General features: G+C 66.6%; 13 protein-coding genes and 3 pseudogenes. 9 read left to right on the forward strand and 7 right to left on the reverse strand.

The genetic code is table 11. The features are described 5' to 3' along the window. Positions 1-48: 48 nt before the first annotated feature. Both SPHPHY_RS0118490 and SPHPHY_RS0118495 read right to left on the reverse strand, forming a co-directional pair. Positions 49-3,132: a TonB-dependent receptor gene (locus SPHPHY_RS0118490; RefSeq protein ID WP_022688166.1), complete on the reverse strand. Its 3,084-nt coding sequence runs from the start codon at positions 3,130-3,132 to the stop codon at positions 49-51. After that, positions 3,129-4,190 carry a LacI family DNA-binding transcriptional regulator gene (locus tag SPHPHY_RS0118495; protein WP_022688167.1) on the reverse strand — a complete coding sequence of 354 codons (1,062 nt, stop codon included), beginning with the start codon at positions 4,188-4,190 and terminating at the stop codon, positions 3,129-3,131. The genes SPHPHY_RS0118490 and SPHPHY_RS0118495 overlap by 4 nt, the downstream gene beginning before the upstream one ends. Before the next feature lie 283 nt (positions 4,191-4,473). On the opposite strand from SPHPHY_RS0118495, the gene SPHPHY_RS0118500 reads away from it, so the two are divergent. The 4 genes from SPHPHY_RS0118500 to SPHPHY_RS0118515 all read left to right on the forward strand — a co-directional run bounded on the left by SPHPHY_RS0118500 (position 4,474) and on the right by SPHPHY_RS0118515 (position 8,827). Beyond that, positions 4,474-6,741: a glycoside hydrolase family 3 N-terminal domain-containing protein gene (locus SPHPHY_RS0118500; RefSeq protein ID WP_043131778.1), complete on the forward strand. Its 2,268-nt coding sequence runs from the start codon at positions 4,474-4,476 to the stop codon at positions 6,739-6,741. 103 nt (positions 6,742-6,844) lie between these two features. Further along, on the forward strand, positions 6,845-7,369 hold the full coding sequence (locus SPHPHY_RS0118505; RefSeq protein WP_028057136.1) for a GNAT family N-acetyltransferase: 525 nt from the start codon (positions 6,845-6,847) through the stop codon (positions 7,367-7,369). A 248-nt stretch (positions 7,370-7,617) separates the two neighbouring features. Next, positions 7,618-7,857: a hypothetical protein gene (locus SPHPHY_RS0118510; protein ID WP_022688170.1), complete on the forward strand. Its 240-nt coding sequence runs from the start codon at positions 7,618-7,620 to the stop codon at positions 7,855-7,857. After that, entirely contained in the window at positions 7,850-8,827 is a 978-nt protein-coding gene (locus tag SPHPHY_RS0118515; protein ID WP_028057137.1) for a sensor domain-containing diguanylate cyclase, read from the forward strand. The genes SPHPHY_RS0118510 and SPHPHY_RS0118515 overlap by 8 nt, the downstream gene beginning before the upstream one ends. 104 nt (positions 8,828-8,931) lie before the next feature. Here SPHPHY_RS0118515 and SPHPHY_RS0118520 read toward each other — a convergent pair whose 3' ends face one another. Beyond that, positions 8,932-9,159, reverse strand: coding sequence for a hypothetical protein (locus SPHPHY_RS0118520; RefSeq protein WP_231370507.1), 228 nt, complete (start codon positions 9,157-9,159; stop codon positions 8,932-8,934). A gap of 380 nt (positions 9,160-9,539) precedes the next feature. Here SPHPHY_RS0118520 and SPHPHY_RS0118525 point away from each other — a divergent pair, with 380 nt between their 5' ends. The 4 genes from SPHPHY_RS0118525 (at position 9,540) to SPHPHY_RS21610 (ending at position 11,901) form a co-directional block, all read left to right on the forward strand. After that, positions 9,540-9,902: a hypothetical protein gene (locus tag SPHPHY_RS0118525; RefSeq protein WP_156025197.1), complete on the forward strand. Its 363-nt coding sequence runs from the start codon at positions 9,540-9,542 to the stop codon at positions 9,900-9,902. Between the two features lie 64 nt (positions 9,903-9,966). Beyond that, entirely contained in the window at positions 9,967-10,593 is a 627-nt protein-coding gene (locus SPHPHY_RS21115; RefSeq protein ID WP_022688173.1) for a PEPxxWA-CTERM sorting domain-containing protein, read from the forward strand. 61 nt (positions 10,594-10,654) lie between these two features. Further along, positions 10,655-10,834 (forward strand): hypothetical protein, encoded by a 180-nt coding sequence (locus SPHPHY_RS0118535; RefSeq protein ID WP_028057139.1) that lies wholly within the window; start codon positions 10,655-10,657, stop codon positions 10,832-10,834. Positions 10,835-10,958: 124 nt separating this feature from the next. Beyond that, a protein-coding gene (locus SPHPHY_RS21610; protein ID WP_419554977.1) for an IS630 family transposase occupies positions 10,959-11,901 on the forward strand; the annotation gives its coding sequence in 2 pieces (ribosomal slippage) (positions 10,959-11,305 and positions 11,304-11,901; 945 coding nt in all). Positions 11,902-12,016: 115 nt separating this feature from the next. On the opposite strand, the gene SPHPHY_RS22135 is transcribed toward SPHPHY_RS21610, so the two are convergent. Beyond that, positions 12,017-12,244: a hypothetical protein gene (locus SPHPHY_RS22135; protein WP_156025199.1), complete on the reverse strand. Its 228-nt coding sequence runs from the start codon at positions 12,242-12,244 to the stop codon at positions 12,017-12,019. A gap of 17 nt (positions 12,245-12,261) precedes the next feature. Then, a pseudogene (locus SPHPHY_RS0118560) lies at positions 12,262-13,143 on the reverse strand (IS3 family transposase); the annotation flags it as partial. A gap of 74 nt (positions 13,144-13,217) precedes the next feature. Here SPHPHY_RS0118560 and SPHPHY_RS20740 point away from each other — a divergent pair. After that, positions 13,218-14,245 (forward strand): annotated as a pseudogene (locus SPHPHY_RS20740) (IS110 family transposase). Positions 14,246-14,461: 216 nt separating this feature from the next. On the opposite strand, the pseudogene SPHPHY_RS22615 reads toward SPHPHY_RS20740, so the two are convergent. Together SPHPHY_RS22615 and SPHPHY_RS0118575 are read right to left on the reverse strand one after the other, a co-directional pair. Then, positions 14,462-14,830: pseudogene (locus SPHPHY_RS22615) on the reverse strand (transposase); the annotation flags it as partial. A 665-nt stretch (positions 14,831-15,495) separates the two neighbouring features. After that, positions 15,496-18,627, reverse strand: a complete 3,132-nt coding sequence (locus tag SPHPHY_RS0118575; protein ID WP_022688178.1) for a TonB-dependent receptor domain-containing protein — start codon at positions 18,625-18,627, stop codon at positions 15,496-15,498. Positions 18,628-18,769 lie beyond the last annotated feature (142 nt).

Genomic DNA, 18,769 nt, shown 5'->3' on the forward strand with positions numbered 1-18,769 from the left:
TCCGTCGCGTCACCCCGGCCACGCGGCCGGGGTGACGGTTGACCCTCATCAGAAGTTGAACCCCGCCGACAGCTTCACGGTGCGCGGCGGGTTGCCGCCGATGCTGTTGGTCGATTGCTCGCGGTACACGCTGGGCGAATCCGCCGGACGCGTGTTGTCGTTGGGGTTGTTGTTATAGTCGACGTAGTTGCGGTCGTTCATCGCGTTGATGATGTCGACGCGGAAGCGGATCCGCGTCTCGTCGCCGATGAACTTCAGCGGCACGTACTTCGTGAACGCCAGGTCGAGCTGGCGGCGCCCCCAGCGATCGCCGAGCCCGAACACCTCGGACCCCACGATCGTGCGCTGGAACGGCTCCGCCGTGTCGAGCAACGCGCGCTGGAAGGTCGGGCTCTCGATCTGGAACTTCGCCGACAGCGTGATGCCCAGCGGCGTGTCGGTGCTGCCCGCCACCACGAAGCGGTGGCGCGGCACCACGCCCGAGCGCAGGAACGGGTAATCCGACACCTTCGGGAAATCGAGCAGGAAGTAGCCCGCCTGGTCGTTGCCCGGCCGGTTATCCTCCGCCGCGGTGAAGGTGTAGGTGGCGTCGATGCTCCACGGCGACGCCGCCGAATACGCCTTGGTCAGCTTGGCATAGGCCGAGTCCGCGCGCGTCTCCAGCCCGTTGTCGCCGATGATGATCGCACCGAAACCGGCCGGCGCGAAGCTGGTGTCCGGTCCCTGCGGCGCACCGGTGGTCGGCGACGGCGCAAAGAACGATCCGTCGGGGCGACGCGTGCCGAGCAGGTAGACGAAGCCGTCCTTGCTGACGATCCGGGTATAGCCGACCTCCAGCTCGACCGGGTTGAACCGCCCGCGCACGCCGAGGCTGAACTGGTCCGAATACGGCACCTTCAGGTCGTTGTTGATGAAGCGGAACTCGCGCCCGCCCGGCGCGCTGCCGGTGCCGACCAGCTGCTGGCGGCCCGCTTCGGTGAGGTAGACGTCGTTCCACGGGATGCAGGTCGCGCTGGGCGTGCACGGATTGACCGTGTCCGCGCCCTGGAACAGGAACTGCCGCCGCTGGAAGCGCCCGTTGGCCAGTTCCTGCTGGAGGAAGTCGAACTGGTTGCGGTCGTACGAGCGGCCATAGCCGCCGAACACCGTGAACCGCCCGGCCTCGTCGAGGCGATAGGTGAAGCCGAGCCGCGGCTGCCACGCGCCCTTGAACGCCTTCCGGTTGTTGCCGTTCGAGATATAGTCGTTGATGTCGTAATCGGCGCCGACGAGGTTCGGGTAGTTCGCGGGCGACACCGCGTTGATGTCCACCGCCGACGTCACGTAGTTCAGGAACGCCGGCGTGCGCTCGTAATCCCAGCGCAGCCCCAGGTTCAGCGTCAGCCGGTCGGTCACGTCCCAATCGTCCTGCGCATACAGGCCGAGCTGGAAGTTGTTCGAACGGATGCGCGGATCCAGCCCGCCCTGCGCGCCGAATTCCAGGCTGTACGGGATCTCGTCGTTGAACCCGTCGGCGACCGGCAGCGTCGTATCGTAGCGATACAGCGGGTTGATCAGGTTCTGCTCCAGCGAGTTGAGCCGCACCCACTTCGCCTTCGCGCCGACCTTGATCGTGTGGTTCTCGAACCCGGTCCAGGTGAAGTCGTCCTGGACGGTCCAGCCCTTCTGGCCCTTGTCCTGGAAGCCGAGCCCGGCGCCGGTGCGGAACAGGTCGAAGCTCGACACGCTGCCGCCGATCCGCGTCGTCGTGCGGAACTGCTGGCCGATGCCGTTGGTGGCGGGCTGCGGCGACCAGGCCACGTCCTCGTAGGACACGCGCAGGTCGTTGATCCACTTCTCCTCGCTGTGCTGCCAGCGCAGCATCCCGCGCTTTTCCTCGACCTTGGTCAGCGTCGCGGTGGAGACGGCGGCGATGCCGTTGCCGATCTGCCGGCCGCTTTCGTTGCGGTACTTGGCCGTCAGCTCGAACAGGTCCTTGTCGGTCGGCTCGACGTCGATCTTGCCGAAATACAGGTCCTGCGTGAAGTCCGAATTATACGACCCGAAGATGTCGCGATATTGCGCGGGCAGGCTGTCGACCGCGATGCCGTTGCCCGGCAGGATGTCGATCGGCACCTGCCGGCGCTTGCCCTCGTAGCTGGCGAAGAAGTGCGCGACGTCCTTCACGATCGGCCCGCCCAGCGCGACGCCGAACTGCTTGTCCTCCGACGCGACCTTGGCGATCCTGTTCGGGAAGATCTCGGTCGGGCGGCGCTCGCGCAGGCTCTGGTCGGTATAGTCGAAGAAACCTTCGCCGTGGAATTCGTTGGTGCCCGACTTGGTGCCCGCGATGATCGCGACCGAGCCGACCTGGTCGAGCTCCGCCTTGTAGTTCGACGACAGCACCTGATACTCGCCGATCGCGAGCTGCGGGAACGGGTTGCCGGGCGAGCTGTCCTGCCCGGTCAGTCCGCCGCGCAGCACGTAATCCTTCTGGCTGACGCCGTCGATGAACACGTTGACCGAGTTCGATCCTTGCGCGCCGCCCTGGATGCGCGAGCTGCCGTCGGCGCTCTCGATGAAGCGCACGCCCGGTGCGAGATCGGCGAAGGCGAGGAAGTTGCGGCTGTTCTGCGGCAGCTGCTCGATCAACCGCGGCGTGATGTTGATGCCGACCTGCCCGCCCGACAGCGAACGGATGCGGCTGCCGGTGACGATGATATCGCCTTCCTGCGCTTCGGCGGGCGGGGGGGCGGTCTCGCCGGCGGTGTTGTCGGCCGGGGCCGGCTGCGCGGGCGCCGGCGCGGTGGTCAGGTCGAGGTCGAGCCCGGCGTTCTGGCCGACGCGCAACGTGAACTGGTCGGAATTGCGCGTGCCCTTCTGCAGGCGGATCTCCAGCCGGTACGCGCCCGCGCGCAGCGACGGGAAATTGTAGCTGCCGTCCGCGCCCGGCGCGACGGTGCGGCGGAAGCCGCTGCCGACCTCGACCAGCGCGATCTCCTGCACCGGATTGTCGGGCGTGCTGCGGATCACGCCGCGCAACGCCGCCTGCCCGGCCTGCGCCGCGGCGGGGGCGGCCCAGGTCGCCGCGATCGCGGTGCCGGCCAGCATCGTGGCGCCGGCCAGTGCCAGCCGCAAGGTCCTGTTCTTCATCGATCGTTTCCCCATATCGTTTCTGTCGTTGTCGTCGCCCGCGCCACCAGGTGCGGGACGACCTCCTCCGTGCCGGTTCCGTCGTCGGAATCCTGTTCGCCGGAACCTTCCTGAACAAACGCCGCGCGCGTGCCCGCGATCCTCGCGGCGAGCCGCGCGACCGCGCGCGCGCCCAGCGCGGCGATGTCGATGCGCATCGTCGTCAGCGCCGGGCTGACCAGCCGCGCCAGCGGGATGTCGTCGAACCCGGCGACCAGCACCTGCCCCGGCACGTCGACGCCGGCGCGGCGCAGCGCCATCAGCGCGCCGATCGCCATCATGTCGTTCGCCGCGAAGATCGCATCCGCCTCCAGCGTGCCGGCCGCGACGCACTCCGCGACGATGGCGCCGCTGCGCTCGCGGAAGTCGCCGCCCTCCACGTGCAGCGCGACGCCCGCCGCGGCCGCCGCCTGCTCGGCGCCGGCGCGACGCTCGTCGGCGTCGACGTTGCCGGCCGGGCCGGACACATGCACGATCCGCCGCGCGCCGCGTTCGACCAGATGCGCGACCATCGCCGCCGCACCGGTGCGATTGTCGATGCGCAGCGTCGCCGCCGCGTCATCCGGCGCGCAATTCAGGAACAGCGCCGCCAGCCCGCGCGGCATGTGCTGCGCCAGCACGTCGGCGCGCAGGTGCGGCGCCATCACCACCAGCCCGTCGACCTGCCCGCGCAGGTTCGCCAGCGTGTCCAGCCCACGCCCGTCGTGGAGCATCGTCAGCAACAGCCCCAGCCCGCGCGCGCTCGCCTCGCGGTCCATGCCGCGCAGCAATTCGGAGAAGAACTCGCCATGCAGGTCGGGCAGCACCACCCCGATCGCGCCGGTCCGCGCCAGGCTGAGGCTGCGGGCGCCGGCATGCGGGACATAGCCGAGCCGCGCCGCCGCTTCCTCGACGCGCGCGCGCATCTCCGGGCGGACGTTGTCGTGCCGGTTCAGCACCCGCGACACCGACGCCACGGACACGCCGGCATCGCGCGCGACGTCGTGGATCGTGGCATGAACGGTACGCGCGAACGGCATGGCCGGCGGGACATCCTCTCCGAGACGCGGGCCAAGTCCGAGGCTTGTAACCGCTTACAGAAACCGCTTACATGAGCGTCGAGTGATAATCAATCGGGGCTAACTCCCCGTCATTGCGGGGCTTGGCCTCGTCATTGCGAGCGCAGCAAAGCAATGACGAAGGGACGGCGGTCGGGGATGTGTCCTGGAACATCCCTTCCCGGCCGCCGCTCGCCCCGGATCACATCCGGGGTGACGGCGTAGTCGGCCGCGGCGGACGATACGGAAGCGGAAAGGGAGCAGGATGAACGGACACGATCGCCACGCGGGGCAACGCATCTCACGCCGCGCGATGCTGGCGGGCGCGGGCGCGACGCTCGCGTGGTCGGCCAGCCCGGCGCGCGCGCTGCTCGCTGCGGCCGGCGCGCGCCCGCTCCCGCCGGCGGTAGAGGCGTTGCTCGCGCGGATGACCGTCACCGAAAAGGCCGGGCAGCTCAACCTGCTCGCCGCCGCCTGGGCGGGCGGCGCGGCGGTGTCGCTCAATCCGGCGGGCGGCACGGCCAGCTTCGACGCGCAATTGCGCATGGTCCGCCGCGGCGAGCTGACCGGCGTGTTCAACGGCAATGGCGCGGGCATGGCGCGGCGGATGCAGACGGAGGCGATGCGCCGCTCGCGGCTGAAGATTCCGCTGCTGTTCGCGGCCGATGTCATCCACGGCCTGCGCACCGTCTTCCCGGTCCCGCTTGCCGAGGCGGCCAGCTTCGATCCCGAGCTGGCGCGGCGCACCGCGCGCGCCGCCGCGATCGAGGCGTCGGCATCCGGCATCGACTGGACCTTCGCGCCGATGGTCGACATCGCGCGCGACGCGCGCTGGGGGCGCGGCGTGGAGGGCGCGGGCGAGGACGTGTTGCTCGGGCGCATGATGGCGGCGGCGCGCGTGCGCGGCTTCCAGGGCGACGGGCTGTCCGCGCCGGATGCGGTCGCCGCCTGCGCCAAGCATTTCGTCGCTTATGGCGCCGGCGAGGCCGGGCTCGACTACAATAGCGTCGACGTGTCGGAACGGACGTTGCGCGACATCTATTTCCCGCCGTTCCAGGCGGCGTTCGCGGCCGGCGCGCCGACCGTGATGGCGTCGTTCAACGACCTGTCCGGCGTGCCGGCGACCGCCAATCCGTGGCTGCTCGATACGATCCTGCGCCGCGAATGGGGGTTCGGCGGGCTGGTCGTCTCCGATTACACCGGCGACGAGGAACTGATCGCGCACGGGCTGGCCACGGATGCGCGCGACGCGACGAAGCTCGCCTTCCTCGCCGGTGTCGACATGTCGATGCAGAGCGGCTTCTACCTGCAGCACCTGCCCGACCTCGTCGCCAAGGGCGAGGTGCCGATGGCGCGGCTGGACGAGGCGGTGCGCCGCGTGCTCGCGCTCAAGGTCGCGCTCGGGCTGTTCGACGATCCGTTCCGGCGCATCGACCCCGCGCGCGAGAAGGCGCGGATCCGCACGCCGGAGATGCTGGCGCTCGCACGCGAGGCCGGCGCGCGCAGCATCGTGATGCTCCGCAACGACGGCGGGCTGCTCCCCCTGCCCCGCACCGGCCGCAGGATCGCGCTGATCGGACCGTTCGCCGGCGGGGGGCACGACCTGATCGGGCCGTGGAACGTCTATGGCACCGATCGCGAGGCGGTGGATCTGGCGACGGCGGTCCGCGCGATCGTCCCCGATGTCACCGTCGACGATGGCAGCGACGTGGGCGCGGCGGTCGCGGCGGCGCGCGCGGCCGATGTCGTCGTGCTCGCGATCGGCGAGACGCAGGACATGTCGGGCGAGGCGCAGTCGCGCTCCGCCGTGGTCGTGCCGCCTGCGCAGCAGGCGCTGGCCGAGGCGATCGCCGCGACCGGCAAGCCCGTGGTGGTGCTGTTGCGCACCGGCCGTGCGCTCGCGCTGGCGGGCGCGGTGCGGGATGCGCCCGCGCTCCTGGTCACGTGGTTCCTCGGTTCGCAGGACGGCCCGGCGATCGCCGACGTGCTGTTCGGCGCGGTGTCGCCGTCGGCGCGGCTGCCGGTGTCCTTCCCGCGCGCGACCGGGCAGGTGCCTTATTATTACGCGCACCGCAGCACCGGCCGCCCCAACCCGCCCGGTGCGCTGCAACCCTACAAGACGCACTTCCGCGAACTTCCGAACAGCGCATTGTTCGCATTCGGGCACGGTCTGACGTACGGAAAGATCGCCTATTCCGACCTTTCGCTCAGTAGCCGGACGCTCGGCGACGCGCCGCTCACGATCCGCGCCACCATCGCCAACAACGGCGCGGTCGCGGCGACCGAGGTGGTGCAGCTGTACGTCCACGACGTCGCCGCCAGCGTGACGCAGCCGGTGCGCGTCCTGAAGGCGTTCACCCGCGTCACGCTCGCGCCCGGCGAGCGGCAGGAGGTGCGCTTCACGCTCACCCGCGCCGATTTGTCCTTCACGGGTCGCGACTTGCGGCCGACCGTCGAACCCGGCGCCTTCCGCCTGTGGGTGGCGCCGTCCGCGGAGGCGGAGGGGCTGGCGGGGACGTTCATGCTGGCGTGACGGCGCGGGTGCCGCAGCGGTCCGCGATTGCGACGCCGCGCCGCTGCGCTAGGATGTGCGGCCACGCAAAGCGGCGCGGGTCCGCAGGCAGGGCGCTACGACGATGATCGACACTTCAGCCCGCCTGAGCTTGCGGCCGCGGCAGGAAGCCGATGCCGAGGCGCTGTTCACGACCATGGCGGATCGCCGGGCGATGCGGTGGTGGTCGTGCGCCCCGTTCGGCAGCATCCCGGAATTACGCGACTATTTCTCTCCGCGCGCGGGATCGGGGTGGCAATCGTGGGCGATCGTCCGGCACGGCGCGCAGCAGGCGATCGGTTTCGTGTCGGCGGGGCGGAAAAGGGACGGCGTCTCGGAGATCGGTTATCTGCTCGCCCGCGACGCACATGGGCAAGGCTATGGCCGCGAAGCCGTTTCACTGTTGATCGACCATCTTCTGGCGCACGGGGACCGACGGATCTTCGCCGACGTCGATCCGGACAACCGGGCGTCGATCGCGCTGCTGACGGCGCTCGGCTTCACGCTCGAGGGCCGGCTTCGCGCCGAGTGGCAGACCCATATCGGCGTGCGCGATTCATTGATCTACGGCCTGCTGGCCGAGGAATGGCCAGCGCGGTCCGCGGCCTGAGACGACCGGGTACGGGCGGCAGCGCCCGGCCACATGCGCCTCGTCCGCCACGACGATCGGGCGCTGGCGTGCGGGCCGGCGGGGCTTACCAGTCGACCGGACCGCATACGATCGCGACAACGGCACCCCCTGGCGAATTCCGGCCCGTGGCGAGCGGCGCATCGCTGGCGATATCACAAACATCGGTTAACCCCCGGAAAAGCCATGGCCGGTATACACGCCGGCAGGAATGGCGGTGGAGAGATCGATTGCGTATTGACGAACTGGAGCCGACGCCGACGAATGCAGCTCCGCTCGAAATCCCCGACGACCTGCTGGAAAGCGTGCGGCGGCACCAGACCAACCTCGCCACGCTGGTCGCGAGCCTGCGCGCGGCCGGCATCGACGAGGCGGTGGTGGAAGCGAGCATCCGCAGCCTGGTGGACAGCTACGCCGACGAACTGACCCGCGCCGTCCAGCAGATGCTCAGGGCCGATGCGCGTGGTTGATCAGCTGCTTCTGGACGACGAGGGCCGGCTTGCCGCCCTGCACCGGCTGAACGTGCTGGATTCCCCGGTCGAACAGCCCTTCGAAAAGATCGTCACCCTGGTGAGGACGGTGCTGGCCGTGCCGATCGCCACCGTGTCGCTGGTCGACCGGGATCGGCAATGGTTCAAGGCCAGGCACGGCCTCGAGGCGACCGAGACGCCGCGCTCCGTCTCCTTCTGCACGCATACGATCCAGCAACGCGAGCCGTTGATCGTCGAGGACGCCGCGGCCGATCCGCGTTTCGCGGGAAGTCCGCTGGTCGTCGGCCCGCCGTATATCCGGAGCTATGCGGGCGTGCCGTTGCGCACCCCCGAGGGGTACAATGTCGGCTCGCTCTGCGCCATGGACACGCGGCCACGGCGGTTCAGCCCGGCGGATATCGGCATCCTGTCGAACTTCGCAAACATCGTCTGCGACGAGCTCCAGCTGCGACTGATCGCGCAAAGTGACCATCTTACGGGCGCGTTGACGCGGCGCGGCTTCGCCGAGCAGGCCGAACGCGAGATCAACCGTTCCGGGCGCTACGATCGTCCCAGCTCGCTGATCATGCTGGATCTCGACCATTTCAAGTCGATCAACGATAGCCATGGCCACGGCGTCGGTGACGACGTGCTCAGGCACGTGGCCGAGATCATCAAGGCGACGATCAGGCCCAGCGACGTCCTGGGCCGGCTGGGCGGGGAGGAGTTCGGCATCCTGCTGACCGAGACCGGAGCGGAGGACGCCAGGATCGCCGCGGAGCGCATCCGCCACGCGATCGCGACATCGCCGCTGGTCGTGTCGCCCGCACTTTCCATACCCGTCACCGCAAGCCTGGGGGTGGCCAGCATCACGGAGGACGTGAGCGCGTTCGCGGACTGGCTCAAGGCGGCGGATGAGCTGCTGTATTCGGCAAAGCACGCCGGCCGGAACACCGTGCGGCCGCTGTAGGTCGCAGCACGGGTCCGGCATTACTGCGGCGGAGCGGCGCTCCGCCGTGGTGATCGTGATCTCGTGGCCGGGCGACAGGCCGAACCGCGCCGGCGCGAGCCAGCCTAGAATACGCCCACCGCGGCGTCGGCCCAGATCAGCGTGATTGTCGCCACCGAAACGGCGATCGCGATCATGCGCGCTCGCCGATGCCGGATCAGCCGGTGAGCGAGCTCCACCGCGATGCCGAGCGCCGTCAACAGCACCGCGCCGGCAGCGAAGTCGCTCCGCTCCCAGCGCACTTCGTCGGTGAACCGCATAGCGAGAAGCGGGCAGGCCAGCAGAATGGCCATTCCGCCCCAAAGCGCCAGCCGCCACGTTGCGAACGGACCGCCGGCTCGCCGCCGCTGCGCACTCATCGCGATAGCTCCGTCATGACGCATCATCATAGCGCGGCGCCTCGCGGGCCGGCAATCGCGGGCGGTCGCCGGCAACCGGCACGGCGGACGGGCGCAGCCGTTGAACGTCACGGGTCGCGCCTCGTCACGGCATCGCGGCTGCCGTGGGGTGCCGGGCGTGCTGCGCTGCGCCGCCCGATCGTTCCCCCTCCCCTGCCCGGGCGTGCTTAATGCTTCGGCGACAACTCGCGGCTAAATGTACGGAAACCAACCGGAAAAGGCTGCCTGCCCTGTACACGATCGACCATGACGCCGCGACGCGGACGCTGACCATCGTGACCGAGGGCTTCTGGACCGCGGGGGTCACCGCCGCCTTCACCACCGAGCTGCTGGCGCGCGGCACCGCGGCGCGGCTGCGGCATGGACCGTTCGTGGTGCTCGCCGATCTGCGCCGCGCCGCGATCCAGCCGACGCAGGTCGTCGACGCGCTCGCCGCGATGATGCCGCGCGCGCTGAAGGTCACCACGCTGCCGATCGCCGCAGTCGCCGCCAGCAACCTGGCCAAGCTCCAGACCGAACGTTACCTGAAGGGCGCGAACTGCCGCACCTTCCTCGACGTCGACGAGGCGCGGCGCTGGCTTGCCGCCGCGCGGCCAGCCGCGCGTGAGGCCGCGGCGCCCCCTGCCGCGACGATGTAGGTCACCGACCTACGCCGCCCCCGCCCCGCACCGTTATGGGCGCCGCGACATCAAGGGGGATCCGATGAAGACGTTGATATGCGCGATGCTGGCCGTGACTGCCGCGCCGGGGCCGGCACACGCCGCGACCTTCGCGTTCACCGAGACGTTCGGCATCGGGCGCGACGCAGCGACCGGCAGCGGGGCGCCGGTGGTCGCGACGGGGACGTTCGACGGTGATGTGGCGGGGAACGTCATCACGAACCTGCGCAACGTCTCGGTCTTTCTCGACGGCACCGCCTTCGCCGGCAACGGCGCGCTGTTCGCGGGGCGGTTCGACCGCGATCTCGCGCAGTTCGTCGCCGGCGGCGCGACCGCCTCGCTTGACGGCAGCGCGAACGACTTCTTCTTCTCGGACGCGCTGCTCGGCACCGCGGTGGCCCCGCGCAACTATTATTATGCGAATGGCATCGACGGCCTGTCGGGCGCGGTATCGGGCATCACCGACGATGGGATCACCGGGCTGTTCGGCGCGTCGACCGCGCTGTCTCCCGGCACGCCGCTGACGATCACCCGCGTCGAGACGTCGCCATCCGTACAGCCCGGCGCGGTGCCCGAGCCCGCCAGCTGGGCGCTGATGCTGCTCGGCTTCGGCACCGTCGGCTATGCGATGCGGCGGCGCGCAACGGTGCGTGTGGCGCAGGCGGTCTGATCGGCACGGCGCGCGGCACGCCGGCGTTGGCGCCGCGCGCCGCGCGCCCTACATGGCGGTCATGACCGAGCGCTTCGAGAGACACCGCCAGCCCTGGCGCCCCGATGAAATCCAGAAGCTGCACCAGCTGGCCAAGAAGGGCATGGCGCTGAAAGCGATCGCCAAGGCGCTGACGCGCAGCGAGGAATCGGTGAAGGACCGCGCCAAGGAAGACGGGCTGGCGATCGCGAAGCTGCGCTAAGGCGTTGATGATACGGTGCGGAACGCGCCCTTAGAGCGTGATGACGTGGATCTGAATCGCTGAGGATTCCCATTGGGCTGGCGATCTGATTCACTGTGCTGGCTGGCGAAGGAGGCCAGCCAGCATGTCAAAGCCGTATTCGATGGACCTGCGGGAACGGGTGGTCAGGGCGGTAATCGCCGATGGCATGTCGTGCCACGCGGCTGCTTCACGCTTCGGGGTGGCGCCGAGTTCGGCGATCAAATGGGTGCGGCGCTTTCGCGATACGGGCAGCGCCGCGCCGAGCCGGATGGGTGGTCGCCGATCCAACATCCTGTCCGGCGCGACACGTGACTGGCTGCTGGAGCGGATGACCCGCGACTTCACCTTGCGTGGACTGGTAGCGGAGTTGGCGGGCCGCGACGTGAAGGTCGACTATGTTCAGGTCTGGCGGTTCGCCCATGTCGAGGGGCTGAGCTTCAAAAAAAAGCGTGCTGCCCGCCGAACAACTCCGTCCCGCAATTGCCCGGCGTCGCGCGCAGTGGAAGAAATACCAGGGTCGGCTTGATCCGGCGCGTCTCGTCTTCATCGATGAGACGTGGGTGAAGACGAACATGGCCCCCTTGCGCGGTTGGGCACCGGTCGGCCAGCGGCTCCATGCCAAGGTGCCCTACGGCCACTGGCGCACGATGACGTTCCTGGCGGCGCTGCGCTGCGACCGGATCGACGCGCCGTGCGTGCTGGACCAGCCGGTCAACGCGCAAAGCTTCACCGACTATATCGAGCAGTGCCTCGTGCCGACGCTGTCGCCCGGCGACGTCGTCATCATGGACAACCTCTCCAGCCACAAGAAACCCGCCATCCGCAACGCTATCCGTGCGGTCGGTGCCAGGCTGCTGTTCCTGCCGCCCTACAGCCCGGACCTGAACCCGATCGAGCAGGTCTTCGCCAAGCTCAAGCACCTCATGCGCAAGGCCGCCGAGCGATCCCACGAGGCGACATGGAGACGCGTCGGCACGCTTCTCGATGCCTTCTCCCCCGCAGAATGCCGCAACTACCTCGTCAACTCAGGATATGGGTCAGCTTGATGTCATCCGACTCTAGTCGACTGCGGCGCGCTCGACGCGCTTGATGATTCCCTGCCGCTGCATGTCGGGTGTCAGCTCGTGGCCGACCGCGCAGAGCGCTTTGCCTAGTGCTTTGTCAAAAATCGGTCAGGCGCGTGGCTGCCGGCCGCCCGGCGGTGCGATCGTCGAACAACGACAGGATCGTTGTGTTCGCCGGGTAAGCAGTGTCCATCTGTGCGTTGGATAACGCTGCCATAGCCACGATGTCGCCAACGCTGTTCCAGTCTATGCCTTCCATTTTGGTGAGATAAGCGCGACGTAAATGGCCATCTTTGTAGTTTGGGCCTACGATTGCAACCGCCACATGCCTGTTGTTGCCCCCTAAAGGCGTGACGGGGCCTCGCGGGTTTGTGCGATGTAATCGCGGGGTGAACGATAGCCCAAGGCGCGATGCGGATGCACCTCATTGTAGTGCGCCAGCCATCCTGGCAGTTGCTTGATGACCGTCTGAGCGTCCGGCCTGGGGTTCACGCGGACATAGTCGCGTTTGAGGGTTCGGGCGAACGCCTCGGCCATGCCGTTCGACTGCGGGCTGCTGACCGGAGTGGTGCGCGGCAGCAGGCCGATATCGCGGGCGAAGGTGCGGGTGTCACGGGCGGTGTAGCAGCTGCCGTTGTCGGTCAGCCACTCGATGGGTTTGGGTAGGCGGTTCACGGGTCCGTAGCGGTGCTCGACGGTGGCGACCATCAGGTCCTGCACGTCTTCGGCGGTGATGCCGCCCGCCGTTGCCACATGCCCCATCGCTTCCCGGTCGCAGCAGTCGAGCGCGAAGGCGACGCGGACCTTCTCGCCATTGTCGCATGCGATCTCCAGCCCGTCGGAGCACCAACGCGTGTTGCGCTGGTCGACGGCGATGCGGCCGTCGTGACGCCGTTCCTCGTGATGTTCGCCATCTCGCCGGAGCAGCAGCCCATGCACCTTCATGACGCGGTAGACGCGCTTTGGATTGGGCGCTGCGCGCCCGGTCTTTTCGGCCTGCCGGCGCAGCAAGGCATGCACGCGACGATAGCCGTAGGTCGGCAGATCGGCGACGAGCAACCGGATGTCGGCGACCAGTTCCGCGTCCGGCAGCGGCGGCCGTCCACACGGTCGCGGAGGCGGTCTGTTGCGCATCGGGGACAGATGCTGGCGGGTAATGCCGAGCGCGTCGGCTGCCTTGGTCACAGACCAACCCCCGGCAACGAGGTCGAGCGCAGCAGCAGTTGTGGGATGGTCCGCCCCCTTACGGAGCGACACGGTCAGACGCATACTGGCCGTCTTCATCAAGGAGGACCGTCATGACAGAGGTAGCGGTAATCGGCATCGACATCGGCAAGACGTCATTCCATCTGGTTGCGCTAGACGCGACAGGTGCGATCCAGTGGAAGAAGAAGGCCAGCCGTGCCCAGCTAATGCGGCACATGGATGCGCTGCCCCGCTGCCCGGTCGGTATGGAGGCATGCTGCGGTGCTCACCACCTCGCGCGCGAGCTGACGGCGCTCGACCACGACGTCCGGCTAATGGCGCCTCAGTTCGTGAAGCCGTTCCTTAAATTGAACAAGAACGACTACCTCGATGCCGAGGCGATTGCCGAAGCAGTACAGAGGCCGACCATGCGCTTTGTGCCGGCCAAGTCAGTTGAGCAGCTTGATCTGCAGGCACTGCACCGCGTGCGCGAACGTCTCGTGAGCCGCAGGAACGCCGTCATCAACCAAATCCGCGCCTTCCTGTTGGAGCGCGGCATCGTGTTCCGCGCTGGTCGGCGCCACATGGCGCGCGAGATGCCAATGCTGTTCACCGACGACCGCTCCACTCTGTCGCCACGAATGCGCACGATCCTGCAGCAGCGGTGGGACGAGTGGCGCAGCCTTGAGTCCGACATCGACGCGGTTACCAAGGAGGTCGAGACGATTGCCGCTACAGACGATGGTTGTCGGCGGCTGCTCGCGATACCCGGGGTCGGACCGATAGTTGCCACAGCGCTGGTCGCGGCCGTCGCGGACGGCACGGGCTTCAAGCGAGGGCGTGACCTTGCCGCATGGCTGGGCCTCGTCCCCCGTCAACATTCCACCGGTGGTAAATCGACGCTTCTGGGCAAGTCCAAGCGCGGCAATAGCACCTGCGCCGACTGTTCATCCACGGCGCAAGGTCGGCAAGCATGCACATGAAACGTGAGCAGGGTCTCGGCCTGTGGCTTGATCAGCTTGAGATGCGAACGCACAAGAACGTCGCGGTCGTCGCACTGGCGAACAAGATCGTACGGATAAGTTGGGCGGTGCTCGCCCGGCAAGAGGAGTATCGGCCACCCGTGCCGATCGCTGCCTGACGCCGGACACCCGCACGAAGAAGTCTGCAAGCAGAGGAGTGATGGCAAGCAGTCGATGGTGACATGGTTGAAGCCTGGCCAAAAATGCAGCCGTCAAAAGGCTGGAGCAGTTTGAAAGGACAACCGTGGCGCGTATCCCATCATGGCCAGGGGCCGAGATGCCCCACAAACAGGACGGATACATTTACGCAGACTGTGCTGCCAATCGCATCTCACGCTTGCCAGACGGGGGCGGACCATACATTTCTTGGGCCCTGCGGCCCGGGACACGGCTTCGCGGAGCAGTTCGTTCTCCATGGCCTTCTTGCCCAGCAGCCGCTGCAGTTCGCGCACTTGCGCCTCCAGCGCCCGGTACTCTGACGCCGGCACCACTTCCTCGCCGGCTGCCGCGGCGGTCAACGCGCCCTGGTTCATCAGCCTGCGCCACGTGAAGACCTGGCTGCCGCTGATGCCGTGCTGGCGGGCAACAAGCGACACGCTCATCCCCGGCAGATACGTCTCCTCGACGATCCGGATCTTCTCATCCGGTGTCCACCGCCTCCGGCGCTGCACACCGGAAAGGACCTCGCCGTCATTGTAACGCATGGTCGTACCGTCAGTCATATGCCTCACTCTTATCCAAGAGCGAGATCCTGTCAGGTCAATTAGGGGGCCACCTCAATGCCGCTGTAACGGCCCATAACAGTGGTCGAGCTGAACCAGCGCACGGCATGCGGACGGCGTAGTATCGCCTCAAGTCGTGGACTTGGCCAACATCGGCAGGATCGCCGAAAAGCATGAAGTTTAAGTTTACGAGACTTGCTGCAGCCTTGTCCGCTTCCACAGGTGCCAAGGCCAGCAGGTTGGCGCGCAGCTGCCAGTGCGGACGCGCAACCGGACCTCTCTTGCAGCCGTATCAATGCGGGTGCGCAGCATGTCGCCATAACGCTGCTGCAATCCCTGTACTCTGACACACAGGCTTCCTCGAAACGTGGGAATGAAGCGGCCGTGCGAGGGGGCGATCATGCTTTGTACCAGCGTGCGGGTCTGTTCGCGAATGCGCGACTTGACCGTGATAGTATTGTTAGCCGCTGCGGGAGCGCCGGTGTGGGGAGGCGGAGCGTCAGGCGTCGTCTGGGCGCAAGTACCGTGGCTATTATCTCAGCTAGTGCCATTGCGATACCTACGACTATCCTCACCATTAGGTATGGCCCCGCAAAAAAAAGGCGGCTTCCAAGGAAGCCGCCGTGAATTAGTAAGATGCCTAGCGCTTAGAAGCGGAATCGGATTCCCGCATAGTAGCGGCGACCAAAAACATCATAAACGCCGGCATTTGTATCGGTACCGGTCGTGTTGAAGTTCGAGAGCGAGAGAATATTTGGAGCTTTGGTGTCCAGAAGGTTGTCGGCGCCGAGATAAAATTCAAACTGATCCGACGCCTTGAACGACATCTGGCTGTCTAGATAGAACTTAGCCGGGACGCTGATAGCGCCTGGTTCCAGATCGAACCCAGACAGCGTCTGATCATCCTCGTTCGACCGGCCGAAGTAGGTGCCGGTGAAGTTCAGGTTGAAGCGCTGGTTGGTGTAGCCCAAATTTGCTGTGAAGCGATCCTTGGCTGCTCCGATCTCACCAGCGAAATTGTCGCGCGCCGCCCCCGGTAGCGGAATCGTGTAGCCGTCGAATACGTGCGTGTAAGCGACGCGCACGTTGACCGCGCCACCCAAACCGACGCCGTCCAGCGGCAGTCGCTGGGTGAGGGTCACGTCCAGACCCGATGTTGCCAGCCGCCCGGCATTAACCGACCCCGCGTTGACGAACTCCAGCGTACCCGCGCTATTAACTGCCGTGGCAGTGGCCCGGCGCTGGATGAACGCGCAATAGGTCGGGTTGCCCTGATTATAGCATTGGTCGAGGATGAACTGCCGCGGCGGCGGGGTGATCGCGTTGGCGATCTTGATGTTGAAATAATCAACACGCAGCACGGTATTGCGCAGAAAGTTGATCGAGCGCGGATTAATTGTGATGCTGCCGGTGTAGGAGTCCGACGTTTCTTCTTTCAGGTTCGGGTTGCCGCTATTGAAGCCGCTGACGCCCTGACGATCAAGCAGCGTGATAGCGAAGGCGCCGTTGGCAGCGATATTGGCCGACACGCCCGGTGCTGCGCGGCAGATATCGCCCAAGGTGCCCCCGCCCGTTGCCGTCACGCCAACGCAGGGGTCGGTAACCGAAGGAAAGGTCTGCGACGGACCGGTGAATAATTCGCCGACGTTTGGCGCACGCACCGCGCGCGCGTAGGTGCCGGTGAAACGGATATCCTCGATCGGCGCCCACTCTACGCCTCCGCTGTAGCTGTAAACGGTCCCGACGGTCGAATAGTCGGAAATACGGCCCGAGCCACGGACGCTGAGTTGCTGGAAGAACGGCGTGTCAGCGAGCAGCGGGATGTTGATCTCGCCGTAAGCTTCCTTCACGTCGAACGAGCCAGCGGTGTCAGGAAGCGCATTGCCACCGTTCAGGCCTGCGTTGGTCAGAGCGTCATTGTTCTCCGAACTGCGCTCGCGGCGGTACTCGCCGCCGATAGCGACCCCGACCGGACCAGCTGGCAGGTCAAAGATCGAGCCGGAAATGTTGCCCTGTACGACCTGCTGCGTCACGCGGGTTTGGAAGGTCTGTTCGGCGTTGAGATACGCCAGCGCTTGCGACGAGATCGTATTCTGGCCGAAGATATTTACCGGCGCGCAGCCCTGCGCCCGTGCATTGGCGTCGGCACAAACCGGGGTGACGCCACCGGCGAGACCTACGCTCTGCGCAGTGACCACGGCGAAGGCATTGCGGAAGTTGACGGTGTTGATTTGGCCGTTGCCGCTCTGATTCTCGGTCGTCTGCCCGAAATTGTACGTCAGGTCCCAATGAAACTTGTCGTTGATGAAGTCGCCTTCGAGCCCCGCAACGAAGCGGTAAAAGTCGCGCGACGTGGTGCTGCGGCGAGTACCAAACTCGAGCAGGCGACGCGAGAAACCGATGTCCTTCAGGCCGTCCCCGTTAGTATCGGTCGCGGCATTATAGATTGCGTCCGGCACAAACGGATTGCGCACGATGTCGAAAGCGCCAGCCGTTGCTCCGGGCACGCGCGTCTCGATCGGCGCCTGACCGCCGGTGCCCGGATAGGCGCCGGTGGAGCCAGCCGAGGAGAAGCCAAACGGCTCGATGTTACGGCTCGAAGTGGTCTTGGCGTAGGTTGCCTCGCCGATAAAGCGGATCGAATCGCTGATATCGTAATGCGCGCGCGATGCGAAAAGGTAGCGCTCGACCGGGACTGCAATCGTGCGGAAGTTCTGACGATTGAATCCGCGCGCCGGCAGCGCAGTGCCGGCGGGTACGCCGCAGGCGCGTGCCGAGTTCCCGCTGATGGGGCCGCCGTTCGAGCTGAAGCCACGCTCCAGCGCGTTGTTCGTAGGGTTGAAAGTGAACTGACAAGCGTTTGCGCCCGTGCCCGTGGTGAACACGCCCTGCGACGGAATGCCGGAGAAGGTCGGCGAGATCGACGTGCCATAATCGGCCGGGTTGTCGCTGTTCCCGCTGAAGAAGGCGTCCGTATCGTCGACCTGCGTATTGGCGCGTTGGCGCGACAGCAACTGACCCTGGCTGGTGTAACCAACGTGCATCATGATGTTGCCGCGGTCCTCAGCGAAGTTGCCGCCGACTGTCACGTTGGCCTGATAGTCGGGCGTGTCACCGCGCTGTGTGAAGCCATATTGCGCGTTGGCCTCAATGCCCTGGAAGTTGTCCTTATAAACCAGGTTCACGACACCGGCGACAGCGTCCGAGCCGTACAGCGACGAGGCGCCGCCGGTAAGGATATCAATCCGCTGTAGGAACTGCGCTGGTACAACGTTGATATCGACCGTTGCCGTACCAGGAATACCAGCCACGACCCGGCGACCATTAAACAGCACCAGCGTACGGTCAGTGCCGAGATTGCGCAGGTCGACCGTCGCCGCGCCAGTGCCCGAAGTCAAGAAGGCGGAATTAGTGCGGCTGTACGCGGGCGAACCGAACACCGGGTTTTCGAGTAACACGTCCTGCACGTTGGCAACGCCCGACTGGGCGATCTGCACGTCGCTGATCACCTGCACCGGCGACACCGAAGTGATCGTTGCTGAAACGATGCGCGATCCGGTAACGACGACGTCTTGGTTCTCGGTCGTGGCGGTGCCGCGGCCGGCTGCGGCCTTCGCCTCGTTTGTCTCGCCGTTGGCATCTTCCTTGCTCGACTGCGCGCCGAGCGTGTCTTCTTGGCCCTGGGTCTGTGCCAGCACCGGCGTGGAGATCAGTGCGATCCCTAGGACGATCGGCGCGACGCCTGCCCGCAGGCCGGCGATACGGCTGAAAGTGGTCAAGATAGTTCCTCCGGAATGAGCATCCATTCAGAGCCCCTGTTTTAGCTCTCTTCGAGGACGAAGCCTGCGCTGCCGCCTTCGATTAGCAAAACATGCCCCACCAGATTTTGCATTGTAAGCTCCGTGTAGTGCGATCGTCACA

This window comes from Sphingomonas phyllosphaerae 5.2 (assembly GCF_000419605.1).
Classification (GTDB): Bacteria; Pseudomonadota; Alphaproteobacteria; order Sphingomonadales; family Sphingomonadaceae; genus Sphingomonas; species Sphingomonas phyllosphaerae_B.